Source organism: Nocardioides panaciterrulae (assembly GCF_013409645.1).
Taxonomy (GTDB): domain Bacteria; phylum Actinomycetota; class Actinomycetes; order Propionibacteriales; family Nocardioidaceae; genus Nocardioides; species Nocardioides panaciterrulae.
On record NZ_JACCBG010000001.1, the window covers coordinates 4,068,928 to 4,090,963 of the forward strand.

The following is a 22,036-nucleotide window of genomic DNA, read 5'->3' on the forward strand; positions in this document are numbered from 1 at the left end:
CCGGCGATCGAACCCGTCCGCCGGCGCGGAGCCGGTCAGCCCTCGGCCGGGCGCAGCTTCACCTCGAGGCGGGCGGCGAGGTCGTCGTACGACGTGCCGAACGTCTCCAGCACCTCGACGCCGCGCTCGGCGGCCTCGGGCCCGACCCGGAACGTCGCGACGTCGGTGTAGACCCGGTCCACGCAGCCGACGCCGGTGAGCGGGTAGCTGCACGAGGGGACCAGCTTCGAGGAGCCGTCCTTGGCGAAGAGCGTCATCATCACCAGCACCTGCTTGGCCCCGATCGCGAGGTCCATCGCGCCGCCGACCGCCGGGATCGCGTCGGGCGCCCCGGTGTGCCAGTTGGCCAGGTCGCCGCCGGCCGAGACCTGGAAGGCGCCGAGCACGCAGACGTCGAGGTGGCCGCCGCGCATCATCGCGAAGGAGTCGGCGTGGTGGAAGTACGCCGCGCCCGGCAGCTCGGTCACCGGCACCTTGCCGGCGTTGGTCAGGTCGGGGTCGACCTCGTCGCCGACGGCCGCGCGACCCATGTTCAGCATGCCGTTCTCGGTGTGCAGCACGACGCCGGAGTCGGCGCGCAGGTAGTCGGCGACCTTGGTGGGCTGCCCGATGCCGAGGTTCACGAACGAGCCGCGCGGGATGTCGCGGGCCACGACCTCGGCCATCTCGTCCCGGCTCAGCGGGCCCCGGTCGGGGTGCTCACGGGTGCTCATACGGCCACCACCTTGTCGACGAAGATGCTGGGGGTCACGACCGCCTCCGGGTCCAGGTCGCCGGTCTCGACGACCTCGCTCACCTGCACCACCGTGCTGGCCGCGGCGGTCGCCATCACGGGGCCGAAGTTGCGGGCGGTCTTGCGGTAGACGAGGTTGCCCATCCGGTCGGCGCGGTGCGCGCCGACCAGGGCGACGTCGCCGCGGATCGGGTACTCGAGCACGTAGGTGCGCCCGTCGATCTCCCGGGTCTCCTTGCCCTCCGCGAGCGGCGTGCCGACCCCGGTCGGGCAGTAGAACGCACCGATCCCGGCGCCCGCGGCGCGCATCCGCTCGGCGAGGTTGCCCTGGGGCACCACCTCGAGCTCGATCTCGCCGGCGCGGTAGAGGCCGTCGAAGACCCAGGAGTCGGTCTGCCGCGGGAACGAGCAGACCATCTTGCGCACCCGGCCCGCCGCCAGCAGCGCGGCCAGCCCGGTGTCGCCGTTGCCGGCGTTGTTGGACACCACGGTCAGGTCGGACGCGCCCTGCCGGAGCAGCGCGTCGATCAGCTGCACCGGCATCCCGGCCATCCCGAAGCCGCCGATCAGCACGGTGTCGCCGTCGCGGACGCCGGCCACCGCCTCGTCGGCCGTCTCGCAGATCGTGGTCACCGCACGCCCGCCGAGACGTTCTCGAGGACGACCGCCAGCGCCTGGCCGACGCCGATGCAGATCGCGGCCACGCCGTACCGGTCGCCGGACTCCTGCAGGCGGTGCGCGAGCGTGCCGAGGATGCGGCCCCCGGAGGCGCCGAGCGGGTGGCCGATCGCGATCGCGCCGCCCTTGGCGTTCACGATCTCCGGGTCGACCTTCCAGGCCTCCACGCAGGCCAGCGACTGCACCGCGAAGGCCTCGTTGAGCTCGATCGCCGCCACGTCGGCCCAGGTGATCCCGGCCCGCTGCAGCGCCTTCTCGGCCGCCTCCACGGGCGCGAAGCCGAACGCCTGCGGCTCCAGCGCGTGCGCCCCCCGGCCGGCGACCCGGGCGACCGGGTCACGGCCGATGATCGACGCGGCCGCCGCGGAGCCGAGCACCAGCGCGGAGGCGCCGTCGTTCAGCGGCGAGGCGTTGCCGGCGGTGATGGTGCCGTCGGGGCGGAACGCCGGCTTGAGCCCGGCCAGCTTCTCCGCGCTGCTGCCGGGACGGATGCCCTCGTCGCGCTCGAGGAGGCTCTGGCCGTCCTTGCCCGGGACCCGCACGACGAGGTCCGCGTAGAACCCGTCGTTCCAGGCCTTGTCGGCCAGGTTGTGGCTGCGCGCGGCGAACTCGTCCTGTCGCTCGCGGGAGATCCCGAACCGCTCCTGCAGCTGCTCGTTGGCCTCGCCCAGCGAGACCGTCCACTCCTTCGGCATCCGCTCGTTGACCAGCCGCCAGCCGAGCGTGGTGGAGACCGCGGTGACGTTGCCGGCGGGGAAGGCGCGCGACGGCTTCGGCAGCACCCACGGGGCCCGGGTCATCGACTCGACGCCGCCGGCCAGGACGACCTCGGCGTCGCCGGTCTCGATGGTGCGCGAGGCGATCATCGCGGCGTCGAGGGAGGAGCCGCACAGCCGGTTCACGGTGGTCGCGGGCACGCTGCTCGGCAGGCCGGCGAGCAGCACCGCCATCCGCCCGACGTTGCGGTTGTCCTCGCCGGCGCCGTTGGCGTTGCCCCAGACCACGTCGCCGATCTGCTCGGGGTCGAGATCCGGCGTACGGTCCAGCACCCGGGTCAGGGCCACGGCGGCCAGGTCGTCGGGCCGGACCTCGGCCAGCGCGCCGTTGAAGCGGCCGAAGGGAGTGCGGACGGCGGCGTACACGAAGGACGAGCTCACCGGGGCTCCTATGTTCGAGATGCGAACGCATGTGCGCTCTGCGAACCCACTCTAGCGCGCCGCCTAGGCTGGGGGAAGGCCGCGGCGCGGCCCAGTCGAGGAGGAGCACCCGAGATGACCAGCGAGACCAGCCAGACCCGGGACCATGCCCCGGACCGGGACCCGGCCGGGGACCCGGCCCGGGACCTGGCGGCGATCGAGGCCGAGCGCGCGCGGATCCGCGACGCCCACCTCCGGCCCACCGCCACCCGCCCCGCGTCGACCGCCCGCGGGCTGCACCACACCGCGCTGATCAGCAGCGACGTGGAGCGGACCGTGCGGTTCTACCAGGACGTGCTGGGCTTCCCGCTGACCGAGCTGATCGAGAACCGTGACTACCCCGGCTCCTCGCACTTCTTCTTCGACATCGGCCACGGCAACCTGCTGGCGTTCTTCGACTTCCCTGGCCTCGACGTCGGGCCGTACGCCGAGGTGCTCGGCGGCCTGCACCACCTGGCGATCTCGGCCTCGCCGGAGCACTGGGAGGAGCTGGTGGCCCGACTGGAGGCGGCCGGGATCGAGCACGAGGTGCACAGCGGGGTCTCGGTCTACTTCCGCGACCCCGACGGCGCGCGGATCGAGCTGATCGCCGACCCGCTCGGGGAGATGTACGGCCAGCAGGTGCTCTGACCCGCGTCGGTCGCCGGGCGACCGGGGGCGACTGGGGGCCGGTCGGTCCGTTCAATTGTTTGGAGATCGGCCCCCTACCCACCAGTAACCCACCGAGGTCCGAGCAATTGAACGGACCAGCCACCCCCGGACGGGCCGAACGGCTCGACCCGGCCGGGGCGGGGGCGGTCAGGCGCGGATGCCGGAGGAGGCGAGGTCGGCGCTGATGGTGGCGGCGGTGGCGACCACGGCGTCGACGTACTCCCGCGGCAGCTCGGGCAGCGCGTGGGTGGAGGTGGAGACGTTGATCGCGGCCACGACCTCGCCGTCGCGGTCGCGCAGCGGAGCCGCGACCGAGCGCAGCCCGGCCTCGAGCTCCTGGTCGACCAGCGCCCAGCCCTGCGCGCGCACCCGGTCCAGCTCCGCCCGCAGCCGGTCCGGCTCGACCACGGTGTGCCCGGTCAGGGCAGCAAGATCGGTGCGGGCCAGGTGCGCCTCGAGCTCCTCGGGGGGCAGGCCGGCGAGCAGCACCCGCCCCATCGAGGTGGCGTACGCCGGGAACCGGGTGCCGACGGTGATCCCCACCGTCATGATCCGGCGGGTCGCGACCCGGGCGACGTAGACGATCTCGTCGCCGTCGAGCACCGCCGCCGAGGTCGACTCCCCCAGCCGCGCGGAGAGCTGCTCCAGGTGCGGCTGCGCGATCTGCGGCAGGCCGAGACCGGAGAGGTACGCCGTGCCGAGCCGCAGCACCTGCGGGGTCAGCGTGAACCACTTGCCGTCGAAGCGGACGTAGCCCAGCTCGACCAGCGTGTGCAGGAACCGCCGGGCCGTGGCCCGGGTCAGCCCGGTGCGGCCCGCGATGTCGGAGAGCGTCATCGACGGGTGGTCGGCGTCGAAGGCGGTGATCACGCTGAGCCCGCGCGCCAGCGACTGCACGAACTGGTCCCCCGGCGCGGGGCTCCCGGGGCCGGCAGCGGCGTCCGGTCCGGTCATGGGCGTGAGCATAGGGCCGGCCCCACCGCGCAGGCCGGCAACGCTCAAGCCTCGCCCGGGTCGGCCGACTCGCCCGACTCGCCCGGCTCGCCCGGCTCGCCCGGGCCGCCCGGCTCGCCCGGCTCGGCCAGCACCCGCTGCGCGACCCGGAAGGCCGTGTTGGCGTCGGGCACCCCGCAGTAGATCGCGCTCTGCAGCAGCACCTCCTTGATCTCCTCCGCGCTCAGCCCGTTGCGGCGGGCGGCGCGCACGTGCATCGCCAGCTCCTCGTTGTGGCCGCGGGCGACCAGCGCAGTCAGCGTGATCATCGAGCGCGACCGGCGATCGAGGCCGGGACGGGTCCAGATCGAGCCCCAGGCGTACTGCGTGATCAGCTCCTGGAAGTCCCGCGTCAACTCGGTCGTGCCGGCCACGGCCCGGTCCACGTGCTCGTCACCGAGCACCTCCCGGCGCACCGCCATGCCGTCGGCGTGCACCTGCGCGCGGGTCCGCTCGGGCGCCCATGCCGCGGGCGCCGGGGCGGCCGGGGCCTCGCCCAGGCAGTGCTGCCGGATCAGCGTCGCGACCCCGGCCGGCTCCTCGGCCGGCGCCAGGTGGGCGACGTCGGGCAGCACCTCGAGCCGGCCGTCCTTGACGCCCTCGGCGATCTCGCGGAGGTGGTCCGGGGTCGTGGCCACGTCGTTGGCGCCGGCGACCGCGAGCACCGGCGCGGTGATCTCGCCGAGCCGGTCGCGGACGTCGAAGTCGGCGAGCGCGCCGCAGACCGCGACGTACCCCTCGTCGACCGCCTCCGACAGCGCGTGCAGCAGCGCCGAGCCGCGGTCGGGCTCCCGCTCCAGGAACCCGGGGCCGAACCAGCGCTGGGCCGAGCCCGCGACCATCGACGACGTGCCCGCGGCCCGCACCCGGGCCATCCGGTCGGTCCACGACTCCACGCTCCCGATCCGGGCACCGGTGCACAACAGCACCGCGGACAGCACCCGCGACGGCGCGTCGAGCAGCAGCTGCAGGCCCACCGCGCCGCCGACCGAGTCCCCGGCGTAGTGGAACGCGCGGCCCTCGTCGAGCTGGTCGACCACCGCGAGCACCCCGGCGGCCAGCTCGGCCATCGTGAACGGCTCCTCGGGCGTCGAGCGGTTGTGCCCGTGGCCGGGCAGGTCCCATGCCACGACGTCGAACACCTCGGTCAGTCCGGCCGCCGCGCAGTCGGTCCACACGGTCGCCGCGGAGGTGCCGAGCGAGGGCCCGAGCACCAGCAGCGGCAGGTCGGCGCGGTTGCGGGCGCCGGTGAGACGGACGGCAGTGACGGCCGGGATCATCGGTTCTCCTCGAGGTGGGGCAGGGGGGTCGGGTGGTCCAGGTGCTGGCGGGCGCGGGCGACGGTGGCGCCGACCAGCCGGCTGCTGACGCCCAGGTAGTGCGCCGACGGGGTCCGGCCGGCGAGGCCGGCCATCGTGCGCTGCTCGGCGTGCAGGTCCGCGGCGGCGGCGTCGTGGTGGGCGCGCATCCGGTCCGCGTGCACCCGCAGCCCGGCGAGCAGGTCGGTGGCGTGCGCCGCCGCCACGACGGTACGCCGGGCCAGGTCGCGCAGCGTGGCCCACTCCGCGTGCCAGCCGCCGTCGGCCCGCTCGTCGACGGACTCGGCCGCGGCCAGGTGCAGCGTCGCCCCGAGCTGCGGCGTGGTGAGCGCGGCCCGGCGTACCAGCGTCGAGAGCACCGGGTTGGCCTTGTGCGGCATCGTCGAGGAGCCGCCGCCGGTGCCCTCGGAGAGCTCCCCGAGCTCGGGGCGCGACAGCGTCAGCACGTCGTTGGCGAGCCGGCCCCAGGCGTCGGTGCAGCCGACCAGCGCGTCGCCGACCCGGGTGATCGGGGTCCGGGTGGTGTGCCACGGGTCGGCGGCCGCGAGCCCCAGCCGGGCGGCCACGTCGGCGGCCAGCGCGGCCGCGACGCCCTCCGGCTCGGGGAGGTCCGCGGCGAGCTCCACCCAGGCGGCGCGGGTGCCGGCGGCGCCGCCGAGCTGGACCGGCCAGCGCAGCGCCGCCAGCGCCTCGTCGGCGTCGAGGACCCCCGAGAGCCAGCCGGCCGCCTTCAGCCCGAACGTGAACGGCACCGCGTGCTGGGTCAGCGTCCGCCCGGCCATCACGGTCCCGGTGTGCTCGTCGGCGAGCTCGGCGAGTCGGGCCACCTGCGCGGTGAGCTGGCCGCGCACCTCGGCGACCGCATCGCGGGTGCAGAGCAGCAGCGCGGTGTCCAGCACGTCCTGGCTGGTCAGCCCGCGATGCAGCCAGCGGGCCGTGTCGGCGTCGCGGGCCTCGGCCCGCTCCCGGAGCAGCGCGACCAGGCCGATGACCGGGTTACCGCCGGCCTCCGCCCCCGAGGCCAGCGGCGCGACGTCGTCCGGCCCGACCAGCGCGCCGAGGCCGTGCGGCCGGTCCAGACCGGCCGCGGCCGCGGGCGGCGCGACGCCGGCCGCGACGAGGGCCGCCAGCCACGCGCCCTCGACGCGCACCATCGCCTCGAGCAGCGCGGGCGAGCCCATCAGCCCGCCGGCGCGCTCGTCCCCGGGCCAGAACAGGTCGGGCAGATGATCGCTCACCCGGTCAGTGTCGCGGATAGGCGAGGAAGACCGTCTCGTCCGCACCCTGCAGCCGGACGTCGAACGCGAACCCGTGCTCGTCCGGGCGCGTCACCAGGGTGCCCCGTCGCGCCGGCGCCACCGAGGACAGCAGCGGGTCGGCGTCCAGCACGGACGGCTCCCCGGGCAGGTAGGCCCGGGTGAAGAGCCGGTTCAGCAGCCCGCGGGCGAACACCGTGAGCGCGAAGTACGGCGCGGCCCCGTCCGAGGCCGCGCCCGGGCGCAGCGTGGTGAACGAGAACCGGCCCTCGTTGTCGGTCGCGCAGCGGCCCCACCCGGTGAACGTGTAGCCGTCGCGGCGCAGCGAGCCGGTCGCGCGCGGCACCCGGCCGGCCGGGTCGGCCTGCCACAGCTCGAGCAACGCGTCCGGCACCGGGTCGCCGGCGCCGTCGAGCACCCGGCCGTGCAGCCGGACCGCGTCGGGGTGCGAGGCGGGCACGAGCAGGTGGTCGCCGGCGTACGGCAGCGCGAAGCCGTAGAACGGCCCGACCGTCTGGCCGGGGGTGGCCGCCCTGCTCACGGCGGAGTCTCCGGGGGTGCGGCTCATGCCTCGACCTCTTCCTCCATCAGGGTGCGGTGGCTGCCGGTCAGGACGATGTCCCAGCGATAGCCGGTGCACCACTCGTGCTGCGTCACGTCGTGGTCGTAGGTCGCCACCAGCCGGGCCCGGGCCGCGGGGTCGACGACGGCCTGGAAGATCGGGTCGAGCGCGAACAGCGGGTCGCCCGGGAAGTACATCTGGGTCACCATCCGCTGGGTGAACTCCCGGCCGAACAGCGAGAAGTGGATGTGCGCCGGCCGCCAGGCGTTGCGGTGGTTCTTCCACGGGTAGGGGCCGGGCTTGATCGTCGTGAACCGGTAGCCGCCGTCGCCGTCGGTCAGGCAGCGCCCGACGCCGGTGAAGTTCGGGTCGATCGCGGCGGGGTGCTGGTCGCGCTTGTGGATGTAGCGCCCGCCCGCGTTGGCCTGCCAGATCTCGACGAGCTGGTGGCGCACCGGCCGGCCCTCGCCGTCCAGCACCCGGCCGGTCACGACCATCCGCTCGCCGACCGGCTCGCCGCGGCGCTGGATCGTCAGGTCGGCCTCGAGCGGGTCGACGTCGGCCTGGCCGAAGACCGGCGACCACAGCTCGATGCCCTCGGGGTCGGCGTGGTGGAGGTCCTTGGTCGGGTGGCGCAGCACGCTGGAGCGGTACGGCGGGTAGTCGAGCCGCGGCTGGGTCTCGACGCCGTCCGTCGGCCCGCCGTCGCGCCCGCCCTCGTAGGCCTTGGCGATCTGCTGGATCTCCTCGGTGACCTCGGCCTGGGTCGTGGCGGCCGCGTCGGAGGAGGCACGGTTGTCGGTCACGTCGCAGACCGTACGGGTCGCAAGGCCCGGCAACCGAGCCCCAAGTTCCGTCCAGTGGAAGACTGGGCGGGTGGCCGGCAACAGTGGCAGTCCCGGCGCCAGCGTGACCTCGCGGGCGCTGGCGCTGCTCGGCGCCTTCGACGAGCGGCATCGCCGGCTCACGCTCAGCCAGCTGGCCGGTCGGGCCGGGCTGCCGGTCGCGACCGCGCATCGGCTGGTCGCCGAGCTGGTCGCCTGGGGGGCGCTGGCGCGGACCGGCTCCGGGGAGTACGTCGTGGGCCGGCGGCTGTGGGACCTCGGGCTGCTGGCGCCGGTGCAGACCGGCCTGCGCCAGGTGGCCTCGCCGTTCCTCCACGACCTCTACGGCACCACCCTGGCCACCGTGCACCTGGCCGTGCGGGACCGGGTCGAGGTGCTCTACCTGGACCGGCTGTCCGGCCACGCCTCGGTGCCGGTGGTGAGCCGGATCGGCTCGCGGCTGCCGCTGCACGCGACCGGCGTCGGCAAGGTGCTGCTCGCCCACGCCCCGGCGCCGGTGCAGGAGCAGGCGCTGGCCCGGCTGACCCGGGTCACGCCGTACACCGTGACCCAGCCCGGGCTCCTGCGCCGCCAGCTGGCCCGGGTGCTGCGCGAGGGCTATGCCACCACGGTGGAGGAGATGAGCCTGGGCGCCTGCTCGGTCGCGGTGCCGATCCGGCAGGACGAGGAGGTGGTCGCCGCGCTCGGGATCGTGGTGCCCAGCCTGAAGAAGGACCGGCCCCGGCTGGTCGCCGCGCTGCAGGTGGCCGCCCAGGGCGTCGGCCGCAGCCTGGGTTGACGGACTGCGGCCGACGCCGGGCGTCGCTCCCGCTCAGCGCGGCACGGCGCCCGCGAACCAGTGGCTGGTCCAGATCCTCTCGCGGCGCACCCGGGCCCCCGAGTACGGCGCGTGCAGCACGTACTTCGCGCCGTGACGGCGTCCCGCGAAGACACCGACGTGGTAGACGCCGTGGCTGTTCCTGAAGAAGACCAGGTCGCCGCGACGGGCCTTGCTCTTCTTGATGTGGTGGGCCCACCTGGCCTGCGCCGAGGAGGTCCGCGGGATGTGCTTGAAGCCCGCCTTGCGGAAGCTGAAGTAGGTCAGCCCGGAGCAGTCGAAGCGGCTCGGGCCGGCGGCGCCGTACTTGTAGGGGTCACCCTTCTGGCGGACCGCGACGCGGGTGGCGTGGCCGACCCGGTGCGCGATCGTGCGGTGGTGGTGACTGGTGGCAGCGTGCGCGTCGGTGGTCATCGGAGCCGTGGCGAGGACACCCATGGCGAGGGCGCCGCTGGTCAGGGCCCGGGCTCCCCAGCGTGCGGAGGCGCGCAGCAGCGTCGGCATGGAGTTGGACATGCGGTTCTCCCTTCCCACGCCTGTGAGGTGAGCTGTCGGGTTCGGGCGAGGAAGGTGCCCGGCCACGGGTCGGTGGCTTCACCCCGAGCGGTCGGGGACCGCGTGGAACGCTGGTTCCCCCACTCCTGCCCGTGTGTCGACGGCGACCACAGGGTCACCGCACGGACCGGCGCCACGGGCGGGCAGGACTCGGCGTACCCGGGGCCGGCTGTTCACTTGCAAACCCGCAGACGATAGGCAGGGGATCGCCGGGATCGCCAAATGCGCGGGCGCCCCGGGGGCCGTGACGGTCGACACGCTCGCCTCCGCCGGGCCTCGCCCCGAGGCCGGGTCAGCGGTCCGGCAGCAGCCCCTCGCGCACGGCGATCGAGAGCGCCTCGAGCTTGGAGTGCGCGCCGAGCTTGGCCGAGAGGTTCGCGACGTGGTTGCGCACCGTGTGCACGCTGACCACCAGCTGCTCGGCGATCGCGGCGTTGGTCAGCCCGCCGGCCACCAGCCCCAGCACCTCGCGTTCGCGGCCGGTGAGCGCCTCGTGGGGCGGCCGGCCGTCGCGCTGCAGCCGGGGCAGCAGCCGGGCCAGCAGCTCCGGGGAGATCACCGCCTCTCCGGAGGCCGCGGCACGCACCGCGGCGGTCACCTCGGCCAGGCTGCGGGTCTTGGACAGGAAGCCGGCCGCGCCGGCCTCGATCGCGGCCACCAGCACGTGGTCGGCCGAGCTGGCGGTGAGCACCACGACCCGCAGCCCGCTGCGCAGCGCGAGCAGCTCCCCGATCGCGGCGACCCCGTCCCCGTCCGGCAGCCGGTGGTCGAGCAGCACCACGTCGGGAGCGGCGGTGCGGATCAGTGCCCGCGCCCGCTCCAGCGTGGCCGCGACGCCCACGCTGAGCAGGTCGGGCTCCTGGTCCAGCACCGCGGCCAGGCTGCTGGCCAGCACGTCGTGGTCGTCGACGACCAGCACCCGGATCGGCGCGGCGGCGGGCCCACCGCCGTCGACCGCGTCACCCACGGCACCGTTCACGGGGCCGCTCACGGGGTCGCTCGTCGGGTGGGTCACGGGGTCGCTCACCAGCGGTCCGCGCCGAGCTCGCGGTCTACGACGGCCGGCGCCGGACGGTTGACCAGCACGTCGTGCACGGCCGTGCGCGACTCACTGCTGCCGGTGAGCACCAGGGCGCCGCGGGCGGCGTTGGACTCGCGGTCCAGGGCGGCCCGCATGGCCGCGTCGTCCGCCCAGAACACCGTCGCGTGGATCGAGCCGTCCTCGCGGTCCACCAGGACCGTGCACCCGCGGAACCCCGGCAGGCACTCGATCGAGGGCAGCAGCGCGTCGAGCATCTCGTCCAGCGACTCCCGCGTGGGGTGGCTCTCGGGCGTGAAGGTCCAGGTCCGCGCCACCAGCGACGCCGCCGGATCGTCGTGCCCCGTCACGCGTGCTCCCCCTCACCGGCGGCCGCCTGCTCGACCGCTGCTAGTGCGAAGGTACTAGACGGACTGGTGCGCGCGGCCGCTCCCGTCCCGTCCGGTCCCGGTGATGATGGCGGGGACGGAGAAGGGGGGCAGGCCCCATGCGCGCGATCCGCGTCGTCGTCGCCGACGACGACCCCGTCTTCACCGACGCCCTGGTCGACGTGCTCGCGGCCGATCCCCGGTTCGACGTCGTCGGCGCGGCCGGCACCGGCGCGCAGCTGCTCGCCCTGGTCGCCGAGACGGCGCCGGACCTGGCCCTGGTCGACGTCCGGATGCCCGGCGGCGGCCCCACGGCCGTCCGGGCGCTCACCACCGGGGACGGTCACCGTCCGCTGGTGGTCGCCGTCTCGGCCCAGCACGGCACCACGGCGATCCTCGCCATGCTGCGCGCCGGCGCGGTCGGCTTCCTCGCCAAGGGCAGCCTCGGCGACCGGCTGCCCGACCTGGTCGCCCGCGCCGCGGCCGGCGAGGTGGTGCTCGCCGCCCCCGGCGCGACCGAGGCGCTGCGCCGGCTGGTGGCGTTGTCGCCCCTCGCCCCCGCGCCCGTCGTACTGTGAGCAGCGTCCGGGGACCCAGGAACCACGGGAGCGACCGATGTCCGCCGCGCTGCCACGCCAGGTGCCGCCCGAGGCGATGCGCGCGCTGCTCGACGGGGCACCCGACGCGGTCCTCGGCGTCGACGAGGCCGGCCTCGTCGACTACGCCAATGCCAGCGCCCTCCGGCTGCTGGGTCGCCGCGCGGATGAGCTGGTCGGCCTCCCCCTGGACACGCTGCTGGCCGACGAGGCCGGCGTCCCGCTCGGGACCGCCGGGCTGGAGGCGGCCACCACGGCCGGCCGGCCCGGCAGCCCGGCCGGGACCGCCGCGGCCACGCTCCGGCGCGGCGCGGAGGTCGTGCACGTGGAGGTCCGGCTGACCCTCCTGGCGACCACCACCGGCCCGTGGTGGCTGGTCTCGGCCACCGACGTCACCGAGCGGGTCCGCGGTGAGCAGCGGGTCCGGGCCGCCAACCGCGCCTACCTCGCCCTGGCGCGGGTCAACGAGGCGATCATCCGGGCCCCCGACGTGGCGGACCTGTTCCCGGAGGTGTGCCGCACCGCGGTCGAGGAGAGCGGCTTCCTCGGCGCCTGGATCGCCTGCCGGGGCAAGGGCTGGACCGTGCGCACCCTGGCCCGCGCCGGCGCGATCGACGAGTACGTCGAGGGCCTGCAGGTCACCACCGACCCCGACCAGCCGACCGGCCAGGGGCCCACGGCCCTGGCGCTGCGCGAAGGCGTGACCTCGTTCCACGACGACTACCTGCACGACCCGCAGCTGGCCCCCTGGCACCGGCACGCCGCCCGGTTCGGCGTCCGCGGGCTGGCCACGCTGCCGCTGCGCCGCGACGGGCGCACGATGGCGGCGTTCACGCTCTGGTCGGCGCACCCGCAGGTCTTCGACGACCGGATGCGCGCGCTGCTCGTGCAGGTCGCCGACAACGTCTCCTACGCCCTCGAGGTGCTCGACGCCCGGACCCGGCTCGTGCGCTCGGCGCTGCAGCGCAGCCAGCTCCTGCAGCGGCTGGTGGTCGCCCAGGAGGAGGAGCGGGCCCGGATCGCGGCCGACGTGCACGACGACTCCGTCCAGTCGCTGGCCGCGATGGACCTCCGGCTCGGGCTGCTGCTGCGCCGGGTGCGCCAGGACGCACCCGACCTCGAGCCCACCGTCACCCAGCTGCAGGCGCTGAACGCCTCGGTGACCGCCGGGCTGCGGCACCTGCTCTTCGACCTCGAGCCGGTGCCGCCCGGCTCCGACCTGGCCGAGCTGCTCCGCGACGCCGCGGCCCACGCGCTGGACGGCACCGCCACCCGGTTCTCGGTCGAGGTCGCCGACGGGGCCGCCGATGGCGACGGGGCCGGCGACGGCGACGGCGACGGCGACGGGGCCGGGGCCGGGGCCGCGGGGCTCGGCGACGAGGTGGTGACCACGGCGCTGCGGATCGCGCAGGAGGCCCTGGCCAACGTCCGCAAGCACGCCCGGGCCGGGGAGGTGCGGGTCGTGCTCTGCGCCGGGCCCCGGGGCGTCGAGGTGGCGATCAGCGACGACGGGGTCGGCCTGCCCGAGGTGGAGCGGCCCAGCCCCGGCCACCGGGGGGTGCGGACCATGCGGGACCGGGCCGCGGTCGGCGGCGGCTGGCTGCGGCTGGAGGCCGGGTCCCCCGGCACCACCGTGCGCTACTGGCTGCCGCGCCGGACCACGTGGGCCGTGGTCTCCTGACTTCCGTCCAGTGGAAGCAACGGGTGGGCGCGACCGGACGTGGGCCGCTTCACTTCACCCCATGACCCCATCCCCTGTCCTCGAGGAGCGCACCCGCGTCGCGATCATCGGAGCCGGTCCGTCGGGCATGCTGCTCGCCCACCTGCTGGCCCAGCGCGGTGTGGAGTCGGTCGTGCTCGAGTCCCGCTCGGAGGAGTACGTCGCCAGCCGGATCCGCGCCGGCATCCTGGAGCAGTCCACCGTCGACCTGCTCCGCGAGGCCGGGCTCGCCGGCCGGCTGGACCGGGAGGCCCAGGAGCACCGCGGCATCTACCTGCAGTGGCCCGAGGAGCGGCACCACCTCGACTTCGTCGCCCTGACCGGCCGCACCGTGCACGTCTACGGCCAGACCGAGGTGCAGAAGGACCTGGTCGCGGCCCGCACCGCCGCCGGCCAGCGGGTCCACTACGAGATCGGCGACACCGCGCTGCACGACCTCGAGAGCGACCACCCGTCGGTGACCTTCACCGACCGCGCGGGCCGGGCCCGCCGGGTCGCGGCGGAGGTGGTCGTCGGCTGCGACGGCTCGTTCGGGCCGAGCCGCGCGGCGGTGCCGGAGGCGGCCCGGCGTACCTGGGAGAAGACCTACCCCTACTCCTGGCTCGGGATCCTGGCCGACGTCGCGCCCTCCACCGACGAGCTGATCTACGCCTGGCACCCGGACGGCTTCGCGATGCACTCGATGCGGTCCTCGACGGTCTCGCGGCTCTACCTGCAAGTGCCGAACGGCACCGACGTCGACGACTGGTCCGACGACCGGATCTGGGAGGCGCTGGCCACCCGGCTCGGGCACGGCCAGGACGGCTGGCAGCTGACCCCGGGCCCGGTGACCGAGAAGAGCGTGCTGCCGATGCGGTCCTTCGTGCAGACCCCGATGCGGCACGGACGCCTCTTCCTGGCCGGCGACGCCGGCCACATCGTGCCGCCCACCGGGGCCAAGGGGCTCAACCTCGCGGTCGCCGACGTCGGCCTGCTCGCGCCGGCGCTGGCCGCGTGGCTGGTCGACGGCGACCGGCGGCCGGCCGAGGCGTACGCCGAGACCGCGCTGCGCCGGGTCTGGCGCTGCACCCACTTCTCGTGGTGGATGACCTCGATGCTGCACACCAGCGGCGACCCGTTCGACGCCCAGCTGCAGCTCTCCCAGCTCCGCTGGGTCGCCTCCAGCGAGGCCGGCGCCACCGGACTGGCCGAGAACTACGCCGGGCTGCCGATCGGCTTCTGACCCGCCCGCCTCCGAGCGCCGGTCGGCCGGGTCAGGCCTCGGCGCTCTCGGACTCCGCGGGGGCGTCGTCGCGGCCGTGGAACCGGCGGTAGCTGTAGACGATCATCCCGAGGGCGAACAGGCCCGAGACGATCTCGGTGAGCCCGGTGGGCCAGCCGCCGGCCAGCCACCACCGCTCGTCGACCGGCCACCACGCCGGCGCCGCGGGACGCACGGTCCACAGCACCCCGGCCGCGACCAGCGCCAGCGCGATCGCGGTGGAGACCACGATCCGCGGCCAGGTCTCGACGCTCTCGGCGGCACCCCTCAGCGCCTTGGCCTTGACCGGCTCGAGGCGCCGCTCGGCCCATTCGTACTGCTGGGAGAGCAGCACCAGGCCGGCGAAGATCGCGAGCAGACCCGGCCCGGGCAGGACCAGCGCGGCGACACCCGCGACGACCAGCACCCAGCCCAGCGTCTCCAGGACGACCCGGCGAGCGGCTTGCTTCATGACCCCAGCCTGTCAGACCCGCCCACGCCGCGCGCGCCCCACTCGCCCGGGGCCGCGCCCCACTCGCCCGTGGCCCCGGCCGGCGGACGGGCCCGGTCCGGCGGTTCCGCTGACGGGGGGCTCGCGGAACTCGCCGGACCGGGCGTCCGTGGTTGGCCGGCACGGGGGAACCGGCCACCCCACCATTCTCGGCGCCGGCGGCCCGCGGGGCCTGAGCCGCGTGGGCCGTTCGGCCTGGTGCATGGGCACTAGGGCGGCCGAGCGCTGTGACATCCTTCGGCCATGACCCAGCCGGCGAACGAGACGGGCGGCGCCCGGCGCGGGCGGCCGGGGCACGACCAGGAGACCGTGCTGCGGCGCGCGGTCGAGCTGTTCAACCGGCGGGGGTACGACGGGACCAGCATGGGCGACCTGGCCCGCGAGCTGGGGTTCACCAAGTCCGCGATCTACCACCACGTGCCGAGCAAGTCCCACCTGCTGGAGCAGGCGCTCGACGAGGCGCTGGACGGGCTGGAGGCGGTGATCGCGGCGGCCGAGGAGAACGGGTCCGTCGGCGCCTACGAGCGGCTGCGGCAGGTGGTCCACCAGAGCGTCGAGGTGCTGGTCGCCCACCAGCCCGCGGTCACGCTGCTGCTGCGGGTGCGCGGCAACAGCGACGTCGAGCTGACCGCCCTGCGCCGGCGCCGCGAGATCGACGCCCGGCTCGCCGCGCTGGTGCGCGCCGCCGTCGTCGAGGGCTCGCTGCGCGACGACGTCGCCCCCGACCTGGTCAGCCGGCTGCTGTTCGGCATGGTGAACAGCCTCGTCGAGTGGTACCGCCCCGGCGGCCCCGTGGACGCCGACCAGATCTCCGACGCGATCACCACGATCGCCTTCGACGGGCTGGCCGCCGGCCGGCGGTAGCCACGCGGTAACCGGGCGATAGCGGGGCGGTAGCGGGGGCGGCGTCAGCCCTCGATCGCCCGGCCCAGCGAGCGGCTGCGGCCGCGGAACTCCGCGATCACGGTGCCGTCACCGGCCGCACCGCCCCGCACCACGGTCACGTCGTACAGCCCGGAGCGGCCGCGCAGCGCCCGCTCCTCGGCGGTCGCGACCAGCACGTCGCCGAGCCGCCCCGACTCGAGGAACGACACGTCGAAGCCGGAGGCGACCGTGACCTGGCCGCGCGAGTTGCAGGCGACCGCGAACGCGGAGTCGGCCAGCGAGGCGATCAGCCCGCCGTGGCAGACGTCCCAGCCGTTGACCATGTCGGGCCGCACCGTCATCGACACGACGGCACGCCCCGGCGCGACCGCGTCCAGCGACATCCCCAGCGACCGCGACGCGGCGTCGCCGGACCACATCACCTTGGCGCTGCGCTCCGCCAACGCCTGGGCCGTCTCCTGGGCCGTCTCCTGGGCCGTCGCCTGGGCGGTCTCCCGCTCCGAGGGGCTCACCACGTGTAGAAGCCCTCGCCGCTCTTGCGGCCCAGCTTGCCCGCCGCGACGAGGTCGCGCAGCAGCCGGGGCGGCTCGAACCGCGGCCCGAGCTCGCGGGCCAGGTGCTCGGCGATCGCCAGGCGTACGTCGAGGCCGACCAGGTCGGTGGTCCGCAGCGGACCCACGGGGTGGCGGTAGCCGAGCGTCATCGCGGTGTCGATGTCCTCGGCCGAGGCGACCCCCTCCTCGAGCATCCGCATCGCCTCCAGCGCGATCGCGACGCCGAGCCGGCTGCTGGCGAAGCCCGGCGAGTCGGTCACGGTGATCGCGGTCTTGCCCAGCGCGGCCACCCAGCCCTGCGCGGCGGTGACCAGCGCGGCGTCGGTCTTCGGCCCCACCACGATCTCGACCAGGTCGCTGGCCGGGACCGGGTTGAAGAAGTGCAGGCCCAGGAACCGGTCGGGGGCGGTGAGCCCGGAGGCCAGCGCGCCGATGGACAGCGAGCTGGTGTTGCTCGCCAGCACCGCCTCGGGCGCCGCGGCCTCCACCGCGGCCAGGATCCGCTGCTTGAGCGCGGTGTCCTCCGGGACGGCCTCCACCACGAGGCCGGCGTCGGCGAGGTCGCTCGCCGAGGTGGTGACGCTGAACCGCTCCAGGTGCGCCCCGAGCGCGCCGGACAGCTTGCCGCGCTCCTCGGCGCGCTGCAGGCTGGTGGTGACCCGGTCGCGGGCGGCCTCGGCCGCCGCGTCGTCGTTCTCCACCACGACCACGGTCGAGCCGGAGGCGAGGAACGCGTGCGCGATCCCGGCCCCCATCCGGCCCCCGCCGTACACCCCGACGACCTCGGGCAGGCTCATGACTTCTCCTTCGTGCTCTTGCGCTCCAGGAACGCCGTCATCCGTCGCTGCTTGTCCTCGGTCTCGAACAGCACCGCCTGCGCGACGTCGTCGATCAGCGGGTGCGCCTCGCGGGGCGCGTGGAAGACCGACTTGGTCAGGCGTACGGCGAGGGGCGCCTGCTTCGCGATCCGGTCCGCGAGCCGGTGCCCGGCCGCCACCAGCTGGTCGGGCTCGACGACCTCGGTGAGCAGGTGCACGGCCAGCGCCTCCTCGGCGGACAGGATCCGCCCGGCGAGCAGCACCTCCTTGGCGACCGGCTCGCCGACCAGCTCGGCCAGCCGCCAGGACGCGCCGGCGGCGGCCAGGATGCCGAGCCCCGGCTCGGGGTTCCCGATCCGCACCGCGGACGTGCCGATCCGGAAGTCGCAGGCGTAGGCCAGCTCGGCGCCGCCGCCCAGCGCGTAGCCGTCGAGCAGCCCGATCACCGGCATCGGCAGCCGCCGGACCCGGTCGAAGATCGAGGAGTTGATGCCGCGCAGCGCGTCCTCGCGCCGCCGCTCGCGCAGCTGGGCGATGTCGGCGCCGGCCGCGAAGTTCCCCCCCTCGCCCACCAGCAGCGCCACCCGGGGCCGCTCCTCGAGCAGCGCGCAGACGGCGTGCAGCGCGGCCACCGTGTCGGCGTCTATGGCGTTGCGGACCTCGGGCCGGTTCAGCCGCAGGACCACGCGGTCCTCGGTCTCCTCGACCAGGACCGGGCTCGCGGCGCTCATGCGTCGAAGTCCACGGTGACGCAGTCGCCGACCGGGTAGGTCTGGCAGGTCAGCACGAACCCGGCGTCGACCTCGGCCGGCTCCAGGGCGTAGTTGCGGCGCATGTCGACCTCGCCCTCGCGCACCAGCGCCCGGCACGTGCCGCACACCCCGCCCTTGCAGGCGAACGGCAGGTCCGAGCGGGCGGCCTGGGCGGCGTCGAGGATCGTCCGGTCCCGCGGCATCGGCGCGGTCGCCGAGAGGCCGTCGAGCACGACCGTCACGTCGCTGGTCTCGCCGGTGACCACCGGGCCCGCGCGGTGCAGCTCCGGCGGCGGCTCGTCGACGTAGAACAGCTCGAAGTGCACCCGCTCGGGCGGTACGCCGAGCTCGGCGAGCACCGCGCGGGCGTCGTTGATCATCGCGAACGGCCCGCACAGCCACACGTGGTCCATCGACCCGACCGGCACCAGCGCGCCCAGCAGCCGGCGCAGCCGGTCGGCATCGAGCCGGCCGGAGAACAGCTCGACGTCCCGGGGCTCGCGGGAGAGCACGTGCACGACCGAGAAGCGGGGGCCGTAGCGGTTCTTCAGGTCGCCGAGCTCCTCGGCGAACATCACCGAGCCGCTGGTGCGGTTGCCGTAGAGCAGCGTCACCTCAGCCTCGGGGTGGGTCAGCACGGTGCTCGCGATCGACAGCATCGGGGTGATGCCGGAGCCGGCGGCGATGCACAGGTGCCGGCCGCCGGTCGCCGGGTCGGCGCGGAAGCTGCCGGTCGGGGGCTGCACCTCGATCTCGGTGCCGGGCTGCACCTCGTGCACCAGCCAGGAGGAGAACATGCCGTCGGGGATCTCCCGGACGCCGATCCGCGGGCGGGAGCCGGCCGGCGCGCAGATGGAGTAGGAGCGCCGGTGCTCCACGCCGTCGATCACCCGGCGCAGGGTCAGCGCCTGGCCGGCGGCGAAGTCGAAGGCCTCGGCGAGGTGGTCGGGCACGTCGAAGGTCACCGCGACCGCGTCGTCGGTGAGCCGCTCGATCCCGGCGACGGTCAGGGGGTGGAAGGGGGCCGTGCGGCTGTTGACCCTCTCGGGGGCCGCGGTGGCGACGGTCGTCATGGCGGTCTCAGATCTCCTTGACGTGCTCGAACGGCTCGAGGCAGCCGGTGCAGCGGTAGAGCGCCTTGCACGACGTCGGCCCGAACTCGCTGGTCAGCTCGACCTCGGCCGAGCCGCAGCGCGGGCAGGACACGGCGCGCCGGGCGGGCAGCAGGTCCAGGGCGATCGGCCCGGTCGTACGCCGGGCCGGGCCCGGCGCCGAGATCCCCGCGTCGGCCAGTGCCCGCCGGCCGCGCTCGCTGATCCAGTCGCTGGACCACGCCGGTGAGAGCTCCACCTTGACGCGGACCTCGGTGAAGCCGGCGTCGGTGAGCCGGTGCACCAGGTCGTCGCGCATGGTGGCCATGGCCGGGCAGCCGGAGTAGGTCGGGGTGATCGCGACCACGGCCGCCCCGTCGTCGGTGACGTCCACGCCGCGCAGCACGCCGAGGTCGGCCAGCGTCAGCATCGGCATCTCGGGGTCGGTGACCGTGCGAGCCACGTCGTACGCCCGCTCGCGCAGCGCCTCCCGGTCGGTCCCGACGGTCTCCATGAGGCTCACCACTGGCCCGCCGGGTGGGCGCGGGCGACCACCTGCATCTCGGCGAGCATCCGGCTCAGCGCCTCGGTGTGCAGCCCGTCGCGGCCGGTGCGGCCCGAGACGCCGGCCAGCGCCCCGCGCTGCGGTCGCTCGACGCCGCTCATGGTGAAGACCTGCTCGAGCACCACGTCGACCTCGTCGGCCAGGCCGGCGGGATCGACGCCGACGCCGGCTTCGGCCATCGCCCGCTCGACCGGGTGGCCGGCGAGCAACTCGGGGTAGAGCGGCCACAGCTCCGCCAGCGCGGCCAGCAGCCGGCGCCGGGACTCCTCGGTGCCCCGGGCGAGGGTGAGGAACCAGCGGCCGGCGTAGTCGCGGTGGTAGGTCAGCTCCTTGACGCCCTTGGCGGCCACCGCCGCCAGCACGGTGTCGCGGCTGGCGGTGAGCCGCTCGAGCACGGCGAGCCGGGTGGTCGCCTGCAGCAGCAGGCGCACGATCGTGTGGGCGAAGTCGCCGTTCGGCAGCTCCGCGAGTCGGGTGTTGCGGAACTCCGCGGCCTCGCGGAAGAACGCCAGCGCGTCCTCGGCCGGGACCGGCGAGCCCTCCGGCAGCGCCGGCACCACGTCCGCGTCGGCGGCGGCCGCCCGGGCCAGCAGCAGCCGGGCCTGGCCGAGCAGGTCCAGCGCGATGTTGGCCAGCGCGATGTCCTCCTCGAGGTCGGGCGCGTTGCTGCACCACTCCGCGAGGCGGTGGGAGGCGACCAGCGCGTCGTCGGCCAGCATCAGGCAGTACGTCGCGAGCCCGGCCGCGTCCACGCCTTCGGGGATGGTCGTGTCGACGCCGGCCAGCGGGTCCTCGAAGTCCGTGCCGAACGCCCACTGCGAGGAGTCGGTGCCGAGCAGGCCGTCGAAGATGCTGCCGTGCTCGTCGTTCGGGTCCGGCGCCGAGTGCGAGGGCTGGTGGGAGATGTCGCTCATCTGGGTTCCTGATCCGTGGCCGGGGGCGGTGCCCCCGGTGGGTTCACATGTGGGGGACGTTGTCGGGGATCGAGTAGAACGTCGGGTGCCGGTAGACCTTGTCGCCGCTGGGCGCGAACATCGGGTCCTTCTCGTCCGGGCTCGAGGCGGTGATCGCGTCGGAGCGGACCACCCAGATGCTCACGCCCTCGTTGCGGCGGGTGTAGACGTCGCGGGCGTGCCGGACCGCCATCTCGTCGTCGGGCGCGTGCAGCGAGCCGACGTGGACGTGGTTGAGGCCGCGCTTGCCGCGCACGAACACCTCGTAGAGCGGCCACTCGGCGCTGGTCGGAGGGGTCTGCTCGCTCATCGGGTGCTCTCCTCCTCGACGCGGGCCTGCTGGGCCCCGGCAATTCGGCTGCGTGCGGCGAACGCGGTCGCGGCCTCCCGGACCCAGGCGCCGTCCTCGTGGGCGCGCCGCCGGTGGGCGATCCGCTGGGCGTTGCACGGGCCGTTGCCCTTGACCACGGCCATGAACTCCTCCCAGTCCGGCTCACCGAAGTCGTGGTGGCCGCGGTCCTCGTTCCAGACCAGGTCGGGGTCGGGCAGCGTGACGCCGAGCGCCTCGGCCTGCGGGACGGTCATGTCGACGAACCGCTGGCGCAGGTCGTCGTTGGTGTTGCGCTTGATGCCCCAGGCCATCGACTGGGCGGTGTTCGGCGACTCCGCGTCCGGCGGGCCGAACATCATCAGCGCGGGCCACCAGAACCGGTCCACCGACTCCTGGACCATCGCGCGCTGCTCGTCGGTGCCGCGCATCATCGTCATCAGCAGCTCGTAGCCCTGCCGCTGGTGGAAGGACTCCTCCTTGCAGATGCGGATCATCGCGCGGCCGTAGGGGCCGAAGGAGGTGCGGCACAGCGGGACCTGGTTGCAGATCGCGGCGCCGTCGACCAGCCAGCCGATGGTGCCCACGTCGGCGTACGACAGCGTCGGGTAGTTGAAGATCGAGGAGTACTTCTGCCGGCCCTCGATCAGCATCTCGGTCAGCTCGGCCCGGGAGACCCCGAGCGTCTCGCACGCGGAGTAGAGGTAGAGCCCGTGGCCGGCCTCGTCCTGCACCTTGGCCAGCAGGATCGCCTTGCGGCGCAGCGACGGCGCGCGGGTGAGCCAGTTGCCCTCGGGCTGCATGCCGATGATCTCGGAGTGGGCGTGCTGGGCCACCTGGCGCACCAGCGTCTTCCGGTAGCCCTCCGGCATCCAGTCGCGCGGCTCGATCCGGTCGTTCCTCGCGATCGTCGCGTCGAAGCCGGCCAGCAGCCGGTCCTCGTCGGGCGCGTCGAGAGGGGCGCTGGGGGTGGTCGTCATCGTGCCTCCGGGCAGGGCAGAGCGTATTTAC

General features: G+C 74.8%; 26 protein-coding genes and 1 riboswitch. Of the genes, 6 read left to right on the forward strand and 20 right to left on the reverse strand.

Going from position 1 to position 22,036, the window contains the following annotated elements; genetic code table 11:
* Positions 1-35: 35 nt before the first annotated feature.
* Genes BJZ21_RS19385 through BJZ21_RS19395 form a run of 3 tightly spaced genes read right to left on the reverse strand, consistent with a single transcriptional unit; the run spans position 36 to position 2,568 of the window.
* Positions 36-713 carry a 3-oxoacid CoA-transferase subunit B gene (locus BJZ21_RS19385; protein WP_179665253.1) on the reverse strand — a complete coding sequence of 226 codons (678 nt, stop codon included), beginning with the start codon at positions 711-713 and terminating at the stop codon, positions 36-38.
* Positions 710-1,366, reverse strand: a complete 657-nt coding sequence (locus tag BJZ21_RS19390) for a 3-oxoacid CoA-transferase subunit A (protein ID WP_179665254.1) — start codon at positions 1,364-1,366, stop codon at positions 710-712. Before BJZ21_RS19390 ends, BJZ21_RS19385 begins: the two co-directional genes overlap by 4 nt.
* Positions 1,363-2,568 (reverse strand): acetyl-CoA C-acyltransferase, encoded by a 1,206-nt coding sequence (locus BJZ21_RS19395; protein WP_179665255.1) that lies wholly within the window; start codon positions 2,566-2,568, stop codon positions 1,363-1,365. Before BJZ21_RS19395 ends, BJZ21_RS19390 begins: the two co-directional genes overlap by 4 nt.
* Before the next feature lie 114 nt (positions 2,569-2,682).
* On the opposite strand from BJZ21_RS19395, the gene BJZ21_RS19400 reads away from it, so the two are divergent.
* Positions 2,683-3,237, forward strand: coding sequence for a VOC family protein (locus BJZ21_RS19400; protein ID WP_179665256.1), 555 nt, complete (start codon positions 2,683-2,685; stop codon positions 3,235-3,237).
* A gap of 168 nt (positions 3,238-3,405) precedes the next feature.
* On the opposite strand, the gene BJZ21_RS19405 is transcribed toward BJZ21_RS19400, so the two are convergent.
* The 5 genes from BJZ21_RS19405 to pcaH are packed head-to-tail and all read right to left on the reverse strand — an operon-like array spanning position 3,406 to position 8,194.
* A complete protein-coding gene (locus tag BJZ21_RS19405) occupies positions 3,406-4,212 on the reverse strand; it encodes an IclR family transcriptional regulator domain-containing protein (protein ID WP_179665257.1) in 807 nt (268 codons plus the stop codon).
* Between the two features lie 44 nt (positions 4,213-4,256).
* Positions 4,257-5,531, reverse strand: a complete 1,275-nt coding sequence (gene pcaDC, locus BJZ21_RS19410; protein WP_179665258.1) for a bifunctional 3-oxoadipate enol-lactonase/4-carboxymuconolactone decarboxylase PcaDC — start codon at positions 5,529-5,531, stop codon at positions 4,257-4,259.
* Positions 5,528-6,808: a lyase family protein gene (locus BJZ21_RS19415; RefSeq protein ID WP_343052236.1), complete on the reverse strand. Its 1,281-nt coding sequence runs from the start codon at positions 6,806-6,808 to the stop codon at positions 5,528-5,530. The genes pcaDC and BJZ21_RS19415 overlap by 4 nt, the downstream gene beginning before the upstream one ends.
* A 4-nt stretch (positions 6,809-6,812) precedes the next feature.
* Positions 6,813-7,394, reverse strand: a complete 582-nt coding sequence (pcaG, locus tag BJZ21_RS19420) for a protocatechuate 3,4-dioxygenase subunit alpha (protein WP_179665259.1) — start codon at positions 7,392-7,394, stop codon at positions 6,813-6,815.
* Positions 7,391-8,194, reverse strand: a complete 804-nt coding sequence (gene pcaH, locus BJZ21_RS19425) for a protocatechuate 3,4-dioxygenase subunit beta (protein ID WP_179665260.1) — start codon at positions 8,192-8,194, stop codon at positions 7,391-7,393. Before pcaH ends, pcaG begins: the two co-directional genes overlap by 4 nt.
* A gap of 70 nt (positions 8,195-8,264) precedes the next feature.
* On the opposite strand from pcaH, the gene BJZ21_RS19430 reads away from it, so the two are divergent.
* A complete protein-coding gene (locus BJZ21_RS19430; protein WP_179665261.1) occupies positions 8,265-9,011 on the forward strand; it encodes an IclR family transcriptional regulator domain-containing protein in 747 nt (248 codons plus the stop codon).
* Between the two features lie 33 nt (positions 9,012-9,044).
* On the opposite strand, the gene BJZ21_RS19435 is transcribed toward BJZ21_RS19430, so the two are convergent.
* The 3 genes from BJZ21_RS19435 to BJZ21_RS19445 form a co-directional block, all read right to left on the reverse strand.
* On the reverse strand, positions 9,045-9,566 hold the full coding sequence (locus BJZ21_RS19435) for a C40 family peptidase (RefSeq protein WP_179665262.1): 522 nt from the start codon (positions 9,564-9,566) through the stop codon (positions 9,045-9,047).
* 1 nt (position 9,567) lies between these two features.
* Positions 9,568-9,721: riboswitch (cyclic di-AMP (ydaO/yuaA leader) on the reverse strand.
* A 176-nt stretch (positions 9,722-9,897) separates the two neighbouring features.
* Positions 9,898-10,596: a response regulator gene (locus BJZ21_RS19440; protein WP_179665263.1), complete on the reverse strand. Its 699-nt coding sequence runs from the start codon at positions 10,594-10,596 to the stop codon at positions 9,898-9,900.
* A gap of 32 nt (positions 10,597-10,628) precedes the next feature.
* Complete coding sequence (locus BJZ21_RS19445; protein ID WP_179665264.1) at positions 10,629-10,994, reverse strand: hypothetical protein; 366 nt, start codon at positions 10,992-10,994, stop codon at positions 10,629-10,631.
* A 137-nt stretch (positions 10,995-11,131) separates the two neighbouring features.
* Between BJZ21_RS19445 and BJZ21_RS19450 the strand changes: the two genes are divergently transcribed.
* From BJZ21_RS19450 to BJZ21_RS19460, 3 genes are all read left to right on the forward strand, one after another.
* Positions 11,132-11,590 carry a response regulator gene (locus BJZ21_RS19450; protein ID WP_179665265.1) on the forward strand — a complete coding sequence of 153 codons (459 nt, stop codon included), beginning with the start codon at positions 11,132-11,134 and terminating at the stop codon, positions 11,588-11,590.
* Between the two features lie 37 nt (positions 11,591-11,627).
* Positions 11,628-13,289 carry a sensor histidine kinase gene (locus BJZ21_RS19455; RefSeq protein ID WP_179665266.1) on the forward strand — a complete coding sequence of 554 codons (1,662 nt, stop codon included), beginning with the start codon at positions 11,628-11,630 and terminating at the stop codon, positions 13,287-13,289.
* A 61-nt stretch (positions 13,290-13,350) separates the two neighbouring features.
* On the forward strand, positions 13,351-14,550 hold the full coding sequence (locus BJZ21_RS19460) for a 4-hydroxybenzoate 3-monooxygenase (protein ID WP_179665267.1): 1,200 nt from the start codon (positions 13,351-13,353) through the stop codon (positions 14,548-14,550).
* 31 nt (positions 14,551-14,581) lie between these two features.
* Here the strand turns inward: BJZ21_RS19460 and BJZ21_RS19465 are convergent, their stop codons facing one another.
* Entirely contained in the window at positions 14,582-15,040 is a 459-nt protein-coding gene (locus tag BJZ21_RS19465; RefSeq protein ID WP_179665268.1) for a PGPGW domain-containing protein, read from the reverse strand.
* Positions 15,041-15,322: 282 nt separating this feature from the next.
* Between BJZ21_RS19465 and BJZ21_RS19470 the strand changes: the two genes are divergently transcribed.
* Positions 15,323-15,943 carry a TetR/AcrR family transcriptional regulator gene (locus BJZ21_RS19470; RefSeq protein WP_179665269.1) on the forward strand — a complete coding sequence of 207 codons (621 nt, stop codon included), beginning with the start codon at positions 15,323-15,325 and terminating at the stop codon, positions 15,941-15,943.
* Positions 15,944-15,987: 44 nt separating this feature from the next.
* On the opposite strand, the gene paaI is transcribed toward BJZ21_RS19470, so the two are convergent.
* From paaI to paaA, 8 genes are read right to left on the reverse strand one after another with little or no spacing between them, the layout of a single operon-like run.
* Positions 15,988-16,479 (reverse strand): hydroxyphenylacetyl-CoA thioesterase PaaI, encoded by a 492-nt coding sequence (gene paaI / locus BJZ21_RS19475; protein ID WP_343052237.1) that lies wholly within the window; start codon positions 16,477-16,479, stop codon positions 15,988-15,990.
* Complete coding sequence (locus BJZ21_RS19480) at positions 16,473-17,315, reverse strand: 3-hydroxyacyl-CoA dehydrogenase family protein (RefSeq protein WP_179665270.1); 843 nt, start codon at positions 17,313-17,315, stop codon at positions 16,473-16,475. The genes paaI and BJZ21_RS19480 overlap by 7 nt, the downstream gene beginning before the upstream one ends.
* The gene (locus BJZ21_RS19485; RefSeq protein ID WP_179665271.1) at positions 17,312-18,067 is read right to left on the reverse strand and encodes an enoyl-CoA hydratase/isomerase family protein; all 756 of its coding nucleotides are present in this window, start codon (positions 18,065-18,067) and stop codon (positions 17,312-17,314) included. Before BJZ21_RS19485 ends, BJZ21_RS19480 begins: the two co-directional genes overlap by 4 nt.
* The gene (paaE, locus tag BJZ21_RS19490) at positions 18,064-19,161 is read right to left on the reverse strand and encodes a 1,2-phenylacetyl-CoA epoxidase subunit PaaE (RefSeq protein WP_179665272.1); all 1,098 of its coding nucleotides are present in this window, start codon (positions 19,159-19,161) and stop codon (positions 18,064-18,066) included. Before paaE ends, BJZ21_RS19485 begins: the two co-directional genes overlap by 4 nt.
* Before the next feature lie 7 nt (positions 19,162-19,168).
* On the reverse strand, positions 19,169-19,693 hold the full coding sequence (gene paaD / locus BJZ21_RS19495) for a 1,2-phenylacetyl-CoA epoxidase subunit PaaD (protein WP_179665273.1): 525 nt from the start codon (positions 19,691-19,693) through the stop codon (positions 19,169-19,171).
* A gap of 5 nt (positions 19,694-19,698) precedes the next feature.
* Positions 19,699-20,658, reverse strand: coding sequence for a 1,2-phenylacetyl-CoA epoxidase subunit PaaC (gene paaC / locus BJZ21_RS19500; RefSeq protein ID WP_179665274.1), 960 nt, complete (start codon positions 20,656-20,658; stop codon positions 19,699-19,701).
* Between the two features lie 43 nt (positions 20,659-20,701).
* The gene (gene paaB / locus BJZ21_RS19505; RefSeq protein WP_179665275.1) at positions 20,702-21,007 is read right to left on the reverse strand and encodes a 1,2-phenylacetyl-CoA epoxidase subunit PaaB; all 306 of its coding nucleotides are present in this window, start codon (positions 21,005-21,007) and stop codon (positions 20,702-20,704) included.
* Positions 21,004-22,005: a 1,2-phenylacetyl-CoA epoxidase subunit PaaA gene (gene paaA, locus BJZ21_RS19510; RefSeq protein ID WP_179665276.1), complete on the reverse strand. Its 1,002-nt coding sequence runs from the start codon at positions 22,003-22,005 to the stop codon at positions 21,004-21,006. The genes paaB and paaA overlap by 4 nt, the downstream gene beginning before the upstream one ends.
* Between the last annotated feature and the right edge of the window lie 31 nt (positions 22,006-22,036).